Origin of the sequence: Rhodoferax sp. TS-BS-61-7 (genome assembly GCF_002943465.1) — a bacterium.
GTDB lineage: Bacteria > Pseudomonadota > Gammaproteobacteria > Burkholderiales > Burkholderiaceae_C > Allorhodoferax.
The window spans coordinates 468,413-482,017 of the sequence record NZ_PTQY01000001.1; the positions used below are offsets into that span (position 1 = coordinate 468,413).

The 13,605-nt window shown below is 62.1% G+C and carries 11 protein-coding genes; 3 read left to right on the top strand and 8 right to left on the bottom strand.

Features of this window, described 5'->3' with window-relative positions; translation table 11 throughout:
• Positions 1-7: 7 nt before the first annotated feature.
• The gene (locus C5F53_RS02225; protein WP_105259687.1) at positions 8-1,354 is read left to right on the top strand and encodes a hypothetical protein; all 1,347 of its coding nucleotides are present in this window, start codon (positions 8-10) and stop codon (positions 1,352-1,354) included.
• Positions 1,333-3,105 carry an arsenical pump-driving ATPase gene (arsA, locus tag C5F53_RS02230; RefSeq protein ID WP_105259688.1) on the top strand — a complete coding sequence of 591 codons (1,773 nt, stop codon included), beginning with the start codon at positions 1,333-1,335 and terminating at the stop codon, positions 3,103-3,105. The genes C5F53_RS02225 and arsA overlap by 22 nt, the downstream gene beginning before the upstream one ends.
• Before the next feature lie 59 nt (positions 3,106-3,164).
• On the opposite strand, the gene C5F53_RS02235 is transcribed toward arsA, so the two are convergent.
• From C5F53_RS02235 to C5F53_RS02255, 5 genes are all read right to left on the bottom strand, one after another.
• The gene (locus C5F53_RS02235) at positions 3,165-3,665 is read right to left on the bottom strand and encodes a GNAT family N-acetyltransferase (RefSeq protein WP_105259689.1); all 501 of its coding nucleotides are present in this window, start codon (positions 3,663-3,665) and stop codon (positions 3,165-3,167) included.
• A gap of 4 nt (positions 3,666-3,669) precedes the next feature.
• Positions 3,670-5,001 (bottom strand): phosphoglucosamine mutase, encoded by a 1,332-nt coding sequence (gene glmM / locus C5F53_RS02240; protein WP_105259690.1) that lies wholly within the window; start codon positions 4,999-5,001, stop codon positions 3,670-3,672.
• Between the two features lie 35 nt (positions 5,002-5,036).
• On the bottom strand, positions 5,037-5,909 hold the full coding sequence (gene folP / locus C5F53_RS02245; RefSeq protein WP_105259691.1) for a dihydropteroate synthase: 873 nt from the start codon (positions 5,907-5,909) through the stop codon (positions 5,037-5,039).
• A gap of 100 nt (positions 5,910-6,009) precedes the next feature.
• Entirely contained in the window at positions 6,010-7,923 is a 1,914-nt protein-coding gene (gene ftsH / locus C5F53_RS02250) for an ATP-dependent zinc metalloprotease FtsH (RefSeq protein WP_105259692.1), read from the bottom strand.
• A 133-nt stretch (positions 7,924-8,056) separates the two neighbouring features.
• On the bottom strand, positions 8,057-8,743 hold the full coding sequence (locus C5F53_RS02255) for an RlmE family RNA methyltransferase (protein WP_105259693.1): 687 nt from the start codon (positions 8,741-8,743) through the stop codon (positions 8,057-8,059).
• Positions 8,744-8,761: 18 nt separating this feature from the next.
• Between C5F53_RS02255 and C5F53_RS02260 the strand changes: the two genes are divergently transcribed.
• Complete coding sequence (locus C5F53_RS02260) at positions 8,762-9,235, top strand: YhbY family RNA-binding protein (protein ID WP_105259694.1); 474 nt, start codon at positions 8,762-8,764, stop codon at positions 9,233-9,235.
• A 49-nt stretch (positions 9,236-9,284) separates the two neighbouring features.
• Here the strand turns inward: C5F53_RS02260 and C5F53_RS02265 are convergent, their stop codons facing one another.
• From C5F53_RS02265 to carB, 3 genes are all read right to left on the bottom strand, one after another.
• Complete coding sequence (locus C5F53_RS02265; RefSeq protein ID WP_105259695.1) at positions 9,285-9,725, bottom strand: DUF4149 domain-containing protein; 441 nt, start codon at positions 9,723-9,725, stop codon at positions 9,285-9,287.
• Positions 9,725-10,201: a transcription elongation factor GreA gene (gene greA / locus C5F53_RS02270; protein ID WP_105259696.1), complete on the bottom strand. Its 477-nt coding sequence runs from the start codon at positions 10,199-10,201 to the stop codon at positions 9,725-9,727. The genes C5F53_RS02265 and greA overlap by 1 nt, the downstream gene beginning before the upstream one ends.
• A 113-nt stretch (positions 10,202-10,314) precedes the next feature.
• Positions 10,315-13,569: a carbamoyl-phosphate synthase large subunit gene (gene carB / locus C5F53_RS02275; RefSeq protein ID WP_105259697.1), complete on the bottom strand. Its 3,255-nt coding sequence runs from the start codon at positions 13,567-13,569 to the stop codon at positions 10,315-10,317.
• Positions 13,570-13,605: the final 36 nt, after the last annotated feature.

A 13,605-nucleotide genomic window follows, 5' to 3' on the forward strand; every position in this document is an offset into this window, starting at 1 on the left:
CCAACCCATGCAACACACACCCACCGCTCTGGCCGATGCACTGAACCACGGCTGCCGCTGCCAGACGCTGGATGCAGCCCAGCTGCAGCGCGAACTGGGCCGAGATGCGGGCCTGCGCGATGTGGCGGACACGCTGGCACTCACCCATCCGCACCTGTTCTCCAACACAGCCGTATTTGCCTCGCAGGCCACGGTGCAAGCCGTGCAGGCGGCGGTGGCGGCGCTAGAACGCACCTTGTCCCTGCCCGCCTGGGCCCAGCAGGTGCTGCCAGGCGCCAGCGCGATGGCGCAGGCAGACCATGGGCCCTTGGGCGTATTCATGGGCTACGACTTCCACATCACGCCGCAAGGCCCACAGCTGATTGAGATCAACACCAATGCGGGCGGCGCCATGCTCAACGCGGTGCTGCTGCGCGCGCAAGCTGTGTGTTGCGGGCTCATGAACCCGGCCCTCAACGCCTACCGCAACATGGCCACGCTGGAAGACGAGTTTGTGGCCATGTTCCAGGCCGAGTGGGACTTGTTCAACCGCGCGCGCGGGCAGGCACCTCGCCTTTTGCGCAGCATTGCCATCGTGGACGAAGCCCCCCAGAGCCAGTACCTTGCGCCCGAGTTCGCGCTGTTTGCCGAGCTGTTCCAGCGCCATGGCATTCAGGCCGTGGTGACAGATCCGGGCATGCTGCAACTGCGCAACGGCGTGCTCTACAGCGGTGCACTGGCGCTGGACCTCGTTTACAACCGCCTGACGGACTTTGACCTGTCGGACCCGATACACGCGGCACTGGCGCAGGCCTACGCAAAAGATGTGGTGGCAGTCACGCCGCACCCACGCGCCCATGCCTTGCGCGCCAACAAACAACATCTGGTCACGCTGGGTCAGGCGGCAACGCTGCAGGCCTTGGGCGTCCCGCCAGCGGACCAACAAACCCTGCTGGCCACGGTGCCTGCCTGCGAACGCGTCAGTGCCGCCAACGCCGCAGCGCTCTGGGAGCAACGCAAACAGCTGTTCTTCAAACCGCTAGACGGCTTTGGCGGCCGTGCGGTGTACCGCGGCGACAAACTCACCAAAAAAGTGTGGGAGCAAATTCAGCAAGGCGACTACATCGCCCAAACGCTGGTACCTCCGCCACTGCGTGCCATGCAGGTAGGTGATGCGGCCACTGAACTGAAATTCGATCTGCGCGCCTACACCTACGCCGGGCACGTGCAACTGCTGGCCGCCCGCACTTATAGCGGCCAGACCACCAATTTCCGAACAGAAGGCGGCGGTTTCGCTCCTGTCATGTGGGTGCCCGATGGGCCCACGCCCTCTCGCCTGATGGAAAACCTGCCATGCCACGCCTCAAGCTGTTAGACCACCCCACCCGTCACCTGTTCTTCACTGGCAAGGGGGGCGTGGGCAAAACCTCGCTGTCCACGGCCTGCGCGATTGCGCTGGCCGACGGCGGCAAGCAGGTGCTGCTGGTGAGCACCGACGCCGCCTCCAACCTGGACGAGATGCTGGGCATCACCCTAGCCAACACCCCGGTGCCGGTGCCCGGTGTGCCCGGCTTGTCCGTACTCAACATCGACCCCGACAACGCTGCCCAAAGCTACCGCGCCCGCGTGCTGGCCCAAATGGACCCGGCCAGTACGGAGGACGAGCGCAGCCAGGTACAAGAACAGCTGTCGGGCGCCTGCACCACCGAGATTGCCGCGTTTGACGAGTTTGCCAACCTGCTCAGCGGCGATGCCGCTGGCTATGACCACGTGGTGTTTGACACCGCGCCCACCGGCCACACGCTGCGCCTCTTGAGCCTGCCAAAGGCCTGGACTGGTTTTCTGGAGGGCAACGACCGCGGCGCGTCGTGCCTCGGGCCGCACTCGGGCCTCAAGATGCAAGAAGCCCGGTTTGCCCAAGCCTTGCAAACGCTGAGCGACGCCAACCAAACCATGGTCGTGTTGGTAACCCGGCCCGACGTGGGTGCGATTACGGAGGCGGCCCGCACCTCGCTGGAGCTTCAGGACTTGGGCCTGCACAACCAGCGGCTGGCAATCAACGGGGTGTTCCACGCCAGCGTGGCGGACGATGCGGTAGCCACCGCATTTGAAGCGCTGGGCACACAGGCACTGGCGGCCATGCCGGCCCACTTGCAGGCGCTGCCGCAAGACCATATTCCACTTCGCGCGTTTGACACTGTGGGACTACCCGCGTTGCGTGCGCTGCTGCAAACGCGGGAAAGCCTTGCACCACCATCCACTCCCACGCAGACCACTCAGCAAGTGGACGCAAGGCCTACACTCGCCGCGCTGACCGATGCACTCGCCGCTCCGGGCCGCGGGCTCATCATGGTGATGGGCAAAGGCGGTGTGGGCAAAACCACTGTGGCTGCAGCCATTGCCGCAGGGCTGGTGGAGCGCGGCCACTCGGTGCACCTGAGCACCACCGACCCGGCAGACCACCTGCGCGTCACCGTGGACGGCAGCCTACCCGGCCTCAAGGTCGACCGCATCGACCCCAAGGTAGAGACCGAAAAATACATCGCCAAGGTGATGGCGGCCAAATCGCCAGGCCTGGATGCGGCGGGCATCGCGCTACTGCACGAAGACCTGCAATCGCCCTGTACCGAAGAGGTGGCGGTGTTCCACGCGTTTTCGCGCATCGTGAGTGAGGCGCGCAGCGCCTTTGTGGTGCTGGACACCGCACCCACCGGCCACAGCCTGCTGCTAATGGATGCCACCGGCGCGTACCACCGCCAAATGCTGCGCGAGTATGGCGATGCCAACCCCGGCCGCCTGGTCACCCCGCTGATGCGCCTGCAAGACCCACAGCACACCCGCATCGTGCTGGTCACGCTGCCCGAGGTCACGCCCGTGTCGCAAGCGGCCGCGCGGCAAGACGACCTGCGCCGCGCCAAGATTGAGCCCTTCGCCTGGGTCATCAACAAAAGCATGGCCGCCGCTGGCACCCACGACCCGCTCTTGGCCGCGCGGTTGGCGGGTGAACAACAACAAATGGACCGGATTGCCAACGGCCTGTCCCGTAACACCTACCTGGTGCCGTGGCTGGCAGAGCGGCCGGTGGGCATAGCAGCGCTTAGCGCGCTGACTTCGCTATCAAAATAGGAGCTGCTTGCGCAATATCCACCGGCGCTTTAGGCCTAAAAGGCTAAAAATAAGACCTTTCAGGCCAGCCACTTCTGCATAAACCCGGCCTGCCCCATGGCCGGATCCAGTTCGTAATAGGCAAAGCCCACGCGTTCGTACAGCTTTACCGCGCCGCCGTTGCCGGACAGCACTTCGAGCGTGAGTTTGCAGGCACCGCGCTCCACCGCGATCTGCTCCACGAGCGCCAGCATCTTCTCGCCAATGCGCTGGCCGCGATAGCCGGGCAGCACCGCGACGTCGTGCACATTCACCAGCGGCTTGCAGGCAAAGGTGGAGAAGCCTTCAATGCAGTTGATCAGGCCCACAGGCGTGGCATCGTCCTGCGACGCATATGCCATCACACTGAAGGCCTGCTGGCGCGCAGCCAGCGAGGGCACGAGGTTGGCCTTGGCAAAGTCATTCAGGCCCTCGCCGCCGCCCATGGGGTCGCTGGCATAGGCATCCAGCAGCATCACCAAGGCCGCGGCATGCACGGGGTTGGCGTAGTCGGCACGGACCACGCGGATCGCATTCGTCATGGGTTCAGACCTTCAGGGTATCGGCAATGCGCTGGGCACAGCTTTGAGCCTGTGCGGCATCGCGCGCTTCCACCATCACACGCACTAACGGTTCGGTGCCACTGGCACGAATCAGCACGCGGCCACTGTCACCCAGCGCGGCTTCGGCCGCCTTGGTTTCTTCGCTCAGGCGCGTGTTGGACTTCCAGTCTTGGCCCGGCGCCAGTCGCACGTTGATCAGGGTTTGCGGGAACAGCGTCACACCGTCCAGCAGTTGCGCCATGGTCTTGCCACTGCGCACACAGGCTTGCAGCACCTGCAGGGCCGACACCAGGCCGTCACCCGTGGTGTGTTTGTCCAGCGCCAGCAGGTGGCCCGAACCTTCGCCGCCCAAGATCCATTTGTGCTTTTCCAGCTCTTCGAGCACATAGCGATCGCCCACCTTCGCGCGCACAAACTGCACACCGCGGGCTTTGAGCGCCACTTCCACCGCCATGTTGGTCATGAGTGTGCCCACCACACCGGGCACATGCTCGTCGCGGCCCAAGCGGTCGTCGGCCATCAGGTAGAGCAGCTCGTCACCGTTGTAGAGGCGGCCGTCCGCATCCACCAGTTGCAGGCGGTCGGCATCGCCATCCAGCGCCACGCCAAAGTCAGCCTTGTTGTCTTTGACGGCCTGCACCAGCGCCTCGGGGTGCGTAGCACCTACGCCCTTGTTGATGTTCAGGCCATCGGGCGAGCAGCCAATGGCAATGACCTCGGCGCCCAGCTCGTGGAACACCTTGGGGGCGATGTGGTACGCCGCACCGTGCGCCGCATCCACCACGATCTTCAAACCCTTAAGGGTCAAATCATTGGCAAAGGTGCTCTTGCAAAACTCGATGTAACGACCCGCCGCGTCGTCCAAGCGGCGGCTCTTGCCCAAGCTGGCGGAGTCCACCCACACCGGTGGTTTCTCCAACTCGGCTTCCACCGCCAGCTCCCAAGCGTCGGGCAGCTTGCTGCCTTTGGCGCTGAAGAACTTGATGCCGTTGTCGGCAAACGGGTTGTGGCTGGCGCTGATGACCACGCCCAGCGAGGCACGTTGTGCGCGCGTCAGGTAGGCCACGCCTGGCGTGGGCAGTGGGCCTAGCAGCACCACGTCCACGCCGGCGGAGTTGAAGCCGCTCTCCAGCGCGCTCTCCAGCATGTAGCCCGAGATACGGGTGTCTTTGCCGATCAGCACCGTGGGGCGCGCCTCGGTTTCCTTGAGCACATGGCCCACGGCATGCGCCAAGCGCAGCACAAAGTCGGGGGTGATGGGGGCTTGCCCCACGGTACCGCGAATGCCGTCGGTGCCGAAATATTGTCGTCCCATGTTTTCTTCCTGTTCGTTGTCGTTATTGTGTGGTTTTAGACAGCGGCTTGCATGGCAGCCAAAACCTTCAGTGCGCTCACGGTGTCGCGCACATCGTGCACGCGCACCACATGGGCCCCGTTCTGCACCGCCAGCACCGCCGCCGTGATGCTGGGTGCGCGGCGCTGATCCACGTCCATGCTGGCCACTTGGCTCAGCGAGGTTTGGGTCACTGCCGCCAGCGACGATTTGCGCGACCAGCCGGCCAGCACCGGGTAGCCCGCCGGCACGGCCTGCGCCTGGCGCGCCAGCAGCGCAAAATTCTGCTGCACGGTCTTGCCAAAACCAATACCCGGGTCCAGGCAAATACGGGTCGAATCGACCCCTAACCCTTTTAAATGCTGCGCGAGCAGCTCTAAAAACGATAGCACCTGCGGCACCACATTCCCTTCCATGGGCGCCACCTGCATAGTCTGCGGGTCGCGGTGCATGTGCATCAGGCACACGCCGCACTTCGGGTGCGCGGCCACCACGGACTCACCCGTGCGACCGCCCTGCCCGTCGCGCCAACGCAGCGCCCAGACGTCATTGACGATGTCCGCTCCCAGGTCCAGCGCCGCTTGCATCACCACGGGCTTGTAGGTGTCCACCGACACCGGCACCCCCAAGGTCACGGCATGGCGAATGACGGGCAGCACACGCGCCAGCTCTTCCTCCAACGAGACTGGCGGAGCGCCTGGTCGGGTGGATTCGCCACCGATGTCCAAAATGTGGGCGCCGTCCTTGAGCAGGCGTTCACAATGCGACAGCGCTGCGCTGTGCGAGGCATGCAAGCCGCCATCCGAAAACGAATCGGGCGTGACATTGACGATGCCCATCACCTGGGGAGTGGACAGGTCAATCGCGAAGCGGGAGGTTTGCCAATGCATGGACTGAATTATCGGTGCTGACCAATGAGCGACTGGGGAGGCGGAACCCTAAAAAGCCCACAGGGCCCGAAGGCCCTGTGGAACTGTGCGCTGGCTGCTATCAGGCCGCAGTGGGTGCGGGGTCAGCCGCCACCGCAGGTGCGCCGCCGCTACCGCCACCACCGTTGTTGGGGGTGCGGGGTGTCCAGTCTTTGGGCGGACGGGGTTCGCGGCCAGCCATGATGTCGTCGAGTTGCTCACTGTCAATGGTTTCCCACTCCAGCAGGGCCTTGGCCATGGCGTGCATCTTGTCCTGGTTGTCTTCGATCAGCTTGCGCGCCAACGCGTACTGCTGGTCGATGATGCGGCGCACTTCCGAGTCCACCTTCTGCATGGTCTGTTCGCTCATGCTGGTGGTCTTGGTCACACTGCGGCCCAAAAACACTTCACCTTCGTTCTCGGCATACACCATGGGGCCCAGGGCGTCGGTCATGCCGTAGCGGGTCACCATGTCGCGGGCAATGGAGGTGGCACGTTCAAAGTCGTTGCTGGCACCGGTGGTCATCTGGTTCATGAACACTTCTTCGGCAATGCGGCCACCAAACAACATGCTGATCTGGTTCAGCATGAATTCGCTGTCGTAGCTATAACGGTCTTGTGCGGGCAGGCTCATGGTCACGCCCAGGGCGCGGCCACGGGGAATGATGGTGACCTTGTGCACCGGGTCACACTTGGGCAACAGCTTGCCGATCAGGGCGTGGCCGGACTCGTGGTAGGCCGTATTTTTGCGCTCTTCTTCGGGCATGACCATGCTCTTGCGCTCGGGGCCCATGAGGATCTTGTCCTTGGCCTTCTCAAAGTCCTGCATTTCCACCAGACGCGCATTGCGGCGCGCGGCCATCAGGGCGGCTTCGTTGCACAGGTTGGCGAGGTCGGCACCACTCATGCCAGGCGTGCCGCGGGCAATGGTCATGGCACTCACATCTTGGCCCAAGGGCACTTTGCGCATGTGCACGTTCAAAATCTGCTCGCGGCCACGGATATCGGGCAGCGTCACATAGACCTGGCGGTCAAAACGGCCGGGGCGCAGCAAAGCGGCGTCCAAAATGTCGGGGCGGTTGGTGGCGGCCACCACGATCACACCGACGTTGGTCTCAAAACCGTCCATCTCGACCAGCATCTGGTTCAGGGTTTGCTCACGCTCGTCATTGCCACCGCCCAGGCCTGCGCCACGCTGGCGGCCCACAGCGTCAATTTCGTCGATAAAGATGATGCAAGGGGCATTCTTTTTGGCGTTCTCGAACATGTCGCGCACACGGGACGCGCCCACGCCAACAAACATTTCCACGAAGTCCGAGCCCGAGATGCTGAAGAACGGCACCTTGGCTTCGCCGGCAATGGACTTGGCCAGCAAGGTCTTGCCGGTACCGGGAGGGCCAACCAGCAGCAGGCCACGCGGAATACGACCGCCCAGCTTCTGGAACTTGGAGGGGTCTTTCAGGAAGTCCACGACCTCCTTCACTTCTTCCTTGGCTTCGTCGCAACCGGCCACATCGGCAAAGGTCACGGTGTTGGTGTTTTCGTCCAGCAGGCGAGCCTTGCTCTTGCCGAAACTGAAGGCTCCGCCCTTGCCGCCGCCCTGCATCTGGCGCATGAAATACACCCACACGCCGATCAGCAGCAACATGGGGCCCCAGCTGACCAACAGGGTCATGAGCAGGGAACCTTCTTCGCGGGGTTTGACGTCAAACTTGACGTTGTTGGCGATCAGGTCACCGACCAGGCCACGGTCCAGGTAGGTGGCGGTGGTGCGCACCTTGCGGTCATCCGAGGTGACGGCCAAAATTTCGGTACCGCCCTGCCCCTCTTGGATGAGCACGCTCTTGATCTGGTTGTTACGCACCTGCTCCAGGAAGTCGGAATAACCAACTGTGCCCGACGCTGCAGCGCGCGTGTCAAATTGCTTGAACACGGTGAACAGCACCAAGGCCACCACCAACCACACTGCAATTTTAGAAAACCACTGATTATTCAAGCGAAGCTCCAATACTGGCGCAAGTAAACGAACCTTGCGTACTTAGGACCCATTTTAGGCGTTTCAAGCGATGAAAGCCGATATTTCAAGGTTTACGGCCTCAGAAACAGCATGGGAATAGGGTGACAGCCTGTCAGGCCTTTTTCAGGCCCATGCCCACCAAAAAAGTTTCTGACGAACGGTCCCGCGAGGCCTTGGGTTTAAACGGTTTAACGGTGACAAAGGCCGCCTTGAAACGCTGCACCACATCGTTGTAACTGCCACCGTGGAACACCTTGGCCACCAACGCCCCCTGGGGCTTCATGTGGTTTTGGGCAAATTCAATCGCCAGTTCCACCAGGTATTCAATACGCGCCGCGTCTGCGGACGATATACCCGACAGGTTGGGCGCCATGTCCGACACCACCAGATCGGCCTGTTTGCCACCCAAAGCGGTCTCCAGCAGCGCCAGGGTATCGGCCTCGCGGAAATCCCCCTGGATGAAGGTCACACCCTCGATGGGCTCCATGGGCAGCAGGTCCAACCCGATGATGGTGCCATTCATCTCTCCCACGGCGGCCCCGTTGGGCGACATGCGGCGGCGCAGGTACTGGCTCCACGCACCGGGTGTGCAACCCAGGTCCACCACCAATTGGCCCGCCTTCACCAGGTGCAAGGTTTCGTCGATTTCCTTCAGTTTGTAGGCCGCGCGCGCGCGGTACCCCTCCTTGTTGGCCAACTTCACATAGGGGTCGTTGATATGGTCGTGTAACCAAGCCTTGTTGACCTTTTTGTTGCCGGCCCTGTTATCCGGCTTGCTACTTTTGCTCTGCGTATTCATTGCGTCGATAATACCCACATGCCCCAAATACAACTAACTCCCGCCCAGCGCAAGGATCATCGCGCTGAAGCCCACCACCTGGACCCCGTGGTCATGGTGGGTGGCGATGGCCTGACGGCCAATGTCAAAAAAGAAATCGATGCGGCCCTCAACGCCCACGGCTTGATCAAGGTCCGCGTGTTTTCGGACGACCGCGCCGCCCGCGAAGAGATGTTCAAAACCCTGGCGGACGAGCTCAATGCCGCGCCCATCCAGCACATCGGCAAGCTGTTGGTGCTGTGGCGCCCCCAGCCCGAGAAGGAAAAAGTCGTTTCCGAGGACCGCAAGCCGGGCCCACGCGATTTCAAGGTCTTGAAGTTTGGCCGCCCCGGCCAGCGCCCCGAGGTGAAAACCCTGCGTGTGCTGGGCAACCAGCGCCTCACGCCCGGCGGCAACGTCAAACGTGCCAAACCGAAGCCCAAAACAAGTTTGAAGAAACGCAGCCAGACCTGAGATTCGGGTCTGTTGAACATAACAACCGGAGCCTGGTGCTCCGGTTTTTTTATGCCGATTCGGAAAGTGATGGCGGCGTTTTACCGGCCACAGCGGCCAGTTTGCCAAACACCACCAGTGCGCACACCCACTGCCCCACATACATGGCAGTGCCCACCCGGTGCCAGAGCATCAGGTTGTCGCGTGCCACGATGCGAGGCGCCACCGCCAGCTCCACCAGGAGCGCCAGCAAGACACCAGCCACTACAAAAAGAGTAGCTGCTCGCGCAGTATCCACGGGGGTTAGTGCACGATTTGATCTAAAAACCATGAGCAACAAGGCGCCACACACGACCGACACCCAGGTCTGCGCAGCAAACAGTTTGGCGGCCATCTGACCCGCCACGGCCGGTGTGGGCAGGTGCACAAACAGCATGGGCACCACCATCAAACCCAGCACACCCAGGCTCATGGCCCAAGCCGCAGCCAGCCAAACGGGCAGTTGGCGCATCAGATGTACTGAACCGCCACAACCTCGTAGGCACGGTCCCCACCGGGCGCCTGCACCACAGCCGTGTCGCCTTCCACCTTGCCGATCAGGGCGCGGGCAATCGGGCTGCCGATGTTGATCAGGCCTTGCTTGAGGTCGGCCTCGTCTTCGCCCACGATCTGGTACTTCACCCGCTGGCCGGAGTCTTCGTCTTCCAGCTCCACCGTGGCGCCAAACACCACGCGGCCGTCGGCCTGGATGCTGGAGGGATCGATTACCTGGGCCGCAGACAACTTGCCCTCCACTTCCTGGATGCGGCCTTCGATGAAGCCCTGGCGTTCCTTGGCTGCGTCGTAGTCGGCGTTTTCGCTCAGGTCGCCCTGGGCACGCGCCTCGGCAATGGCCTGGATGACGGAGGGGCGCTCGACGGTTTTGAGTTTGTGCAACTCGGCCTTGAGCATGTCAGCGCCGCGTTTGGTGATGGGATAGGTTGCCATGGAGTCTCTAACTAGGTATTTTGGTGGCCTCAAAGTACAAGGACAGTGCGGCGCTTGCGCGCGGCACTGTCCTATGCGGTTGGCAAGATTATGCCAACTTATCCGCCCATCATTCAAGCCTGAAGTTCAGCGTGCATTTCCTGCACAGAGATGACACCCAGGTTGTCCAGGTACTTCATGCCTTGCACCGCGGCTTCGGCACCGGCGATGGTCGTGTACGTGGTGACACGGGCCAGCAAAGCCGAGGTGCGGATCTGGCGGGAATCGGCGATCGCGTTGCGGCGCTCTTCCACGGTGTTGACCACCATGGAGATTTCTTCGTTCTTGATCATGTCCACGATGTGCGGGCGACCTTCGGCCACCTTGTTCACCACACCACAGGCCACGCCGGCCGCGTTGATAGCGGCTGCCGTGCCCTTGGTGGCCACGATCTCAAAACCCATGGCCGCCAGGCTGCGCGCCACTTCCACAGCGCGCGGCTTGTCGGTTTGTTTGACCGAGATAAAGGCCTTGCCGCCGCGTGGCAACTTGGCGCCTGCGCCCAGCTGCGACTTCACAAAAGCTTCGCCAAAGGTCTTGCCCACGCCCATCACTTCGCCGGTGGACTTCATCTCGGGGCCGAGGATGGTGTCCACGCCGGGGAACTTCACAAATGGGAACACGGCTTCCTTTACGCTGAAGTACGGCGGTGTCACTTCCTTGCCGATGCCCTGGCTGGCCAGGGTCTGACCGGCCATGCAACGTGCGGCCACCTTGGCCAGTTGGATGCCGGTGGCCTTGGAGACAAAGGGCACGGTGCGGCTGGCGCGGGGGTTCACCTCCAGCACGTAGATCACGTCCTTGCCGTCCACGTTCTGGATGGCGAACTGCACGTTCATCAGGCCCACCACGTTCAGGGCACCGGCCATGGCCTTGGTCTGGCGCTTGATCTCGGCCACGGTGTCCGCGCCCAGGCTGTAGGGCGGCAACGAGCAAGCAGAGTCACCGCTGTGCACGCCGGCTTGCTCGATGTGTTCCATCACGCCACCAATGAAGGTGTCGCCGGAGCCATCGCGGATGCAATCCACATCGCACTCGATGGCATCGTTCAGGAAACGGTCCAGCAGTACGGGGGAGTCGTTGCTCACCTTGACGGCTTCGCGCATGTAACGCTCCAGATCGCGCTGTTCGTGCACGATTTCCATGGCGCGGCCGCCCAGCACGTAGCTGGGGCGCACGACCAATGGGTAGCCCAGGGCTGCGGCTTTTTCCAGCGCTTCGGGCTCGGTACGGGCCGTGGCGTTGGGGGGTTGGCGCAGTTTGAGTTCGTGCAGCAGTTTCTGGAAACGCTCACGGTCTTCAGCCGCGTCAATCATGTCCGGCGTGGTGCCAATGATGGGCACGCCGTTGGCTTCCAAATCGAGTGCCAGCTTCAAAGGCGTTTGGCCGCCGTATTGCACGATCACGCCAACCGGCTTTTCCTTGTCGACGATTTCCAGCACGTCTTCCAGCGTCAGCGGCTCGAAGTACAGACGGTCGGAGGTGTCGTAGTCGGTGGACACCGTTTCTGGGTTGCAGTTGACCATGATGGTCTCGTAGCCGTCTTCGCGCATGGCCAATGCGGCGTGCACGCAGCAGTAGTCAAATTCGATACCCTGGCCGATGCGGTTGGGGCCACCACCCAGCACCATGATTTTTTTCTTGTCGGTAGGCGCGGCTTCGCACTCGGAGCCTTCGGCTTCGTAGGTGGAGTACATGTAGGCGGTGTTGGTGGCGAATTCGGCCGCACACGTGTCCACACGTTTGTAGACGGGGCGCACGCCCAGGGCGCGGCGCTTTTCGCGCACGGCCTTGTCGGTGGTCTTGAATTGGCGCGCTAGGCGGCGGTCCGAGAAGCCTTTTTGCTTCAAGGCACGCAAAGTGGGCGCGTCGATGTTGTCCAAGGCACTACCCACTGCGGGCTGGGGCAGGCGCTCAATTTCGAGTTCCAGCTTCACGATCTGTTCGATCTGCACCAAGAACCAGGGGTCGATCTTGGTCAGCGCGAACACTTCGTCCACGCTCATGCCCTGGGCAAACGCGTCACCCACGTACCAAATGCGCTCGGGGCCAGGCTCGCCCAGCTCTTTTTCGAGCACTTCGCGATCCTGGGTCTTCTCGTTCATGCCATCCACGCCCACTTCCAGGCCGCGTAGGGCTTTCTGGAAGGATTCCTGGAAGGTACGGCCCATGGCCATCACTTCACCCACCGACTTCATCTGCGTGGTCAGGCGGCTGTCGGCCGTGGGGAATTTTTCGAACGCAAAACGTGGAATCTTGGTGACCACGTAGTCGATGCTGGGCTCAAACGATGCGGGGGTAGCACCGCCGGTGATGTCGTTGCGCAGCTCGTCCAGTGTGAAGCCGACCGCCAGCTTGGCCGCAACCTTGGCGATGGGGAAGCCGGTAGCCTTGGAGGCCAAAGCAGAAGAGCGCGACACACGCGGATTCATCTCGATCACCACCATGCGGCCATCGACCGGGTTGATAGAGAACTGCACGTTGGAGCCACCGGTGTCCACGCCGATTTCGCGCAGCACGGCCAGGGAGGCATTGCGCAGAATCTGGTATTCCTTGTCGGTCAGCGTTTGCGCAGGGGCCACGGTGATGGAGTCACCGGTGTGCACACCCATGGGGTCCAAATTCTCAATCGAGCAGACGATGATGCAGTTGTCCGCCTTGTCGCGCACCACTTCCATCTCGTACTCTTTCCAGCCGAGCAGCGACTCTTCAATCAGCAGCTCGTTGGTCGGCGAGGCTTCCAGGCCGCGCTTGCAAATGGTCTCGAACTCTTCGGAGTTGTAGGCAATGCCGCCGCCCGTGCCACCCAGCGTGAAGCTGGGGCGGATGACCGTGGGGAAGCCCAGCGTCTTTTGCACGGTCCAGGCTTCTTCCATGCTGTGGGCAATGCCCGAGCGTGCGGAACCCAGACCGATCTTGGTCATGGCGTCCTTGAACTTCAGACGGTCTTCGGCCTTGTCAATGGCCTCAGGTGTGGCACCAATCAGCTCGACCTTGTACTTGTCCAGCACGCCGTGGTGCCACAGGTCCAGCGCGCAGTTCAACGCAGTCTGGCCACCCATGGTGGGCAGGATGGCATCAGGCTTTTCCTTGGCGATGATCTTCTCGACCGTTTGCCAGGTGATGGGTTCGATGTAGGTAACGTCGGCGGTGGCCGGGTCGGTCATGATCGTCGCAGGGTTGCTGTTGATCAGGATGACCTTGTAGCCCTCTTCACGTAATGCCTTGCACGCTTGCACGCCGGAGTAATCGAACTCACAAGCCTGGCCAATGATGATGGGGCCGGCGCCGATGATGAGAATGCTTTTGATGTCGGTACGTTTTGGCATGGTGAGACTCGTAGCTTTTGGGGCTCTTTACGTTTT

Excerpts from the sequence above, each read along its gene's own strand:
- C5F53_RS02225 (WP_105259687.1), top strand. The coding sequence starts at position 8 with ATGCAACACACACCCACCGCTCTGGCCGATGCACTGAACCACGGCTGC.
- C5F53_RS02260 (WP_105259694.1), top strand. The coding sequence starts at position 8,762 with ATGCCCCAAATACAACTAACTCCCGCCCAGCGCAAGGATCATCGCGCT.
- folP (WP_105259691.1), bottom strand. The coding sequence starts at position 5,909 with ATGCATTGGCAAACCTCCCGCTTCGCGATTGACCTGTCCACTCCCCAG.
- carB (WP_105259697.1), bottom strand. The coding sequence starts at position 13,569 with ATGCCAAAACGTACCGACATCAAAAGCATTCTCATCATCGGCGCCGGC.
- glmM (WP_105259690.1), bottom strand. The coding sequence starts at position 5,001 with ATGGGACGACAATATTTCGGCACCGACGGCATTCGCGGTACCGTGGGG.
- C5F53_RS02265 (WP_105259695.1), bottom strand. The coding sequence starts at position 9,725 with ATGCGCCAACTGCCCGTTTGGCTGGCTGCGGCTTGGGCCATGAGCCTG.
- greA (WP_105259696.1), bottom strand. The coding sequence starts at position 10,201 with ATGGCAACCTATCCCATCACCAAACGCGGCGCTGACATGCTCAAGGCC.
- arsA (WP_105259688.1), top strand. The coding sequence starts at position 1,333 with ATGCCACGCCTCAAGCTGTTAGACCACCCCACCCGTCACCTGTTCTTC.
- C5F53_RS02235 (WP_105259689.1), bottom strand. The coding sequence starts at position 3,665 with ATGACGAATGCGATCCGCGTGGTCCGTGCCGACTACGCCAACCCCGTG.
- C5F53_RS02255 (WP_105259693.1), bottom strand. The coding sequence starts at position 8,743 with ATGAATACGCAGAGCAAAAGTAGCAAGCCGGATAACAGGGCCGGCAAC.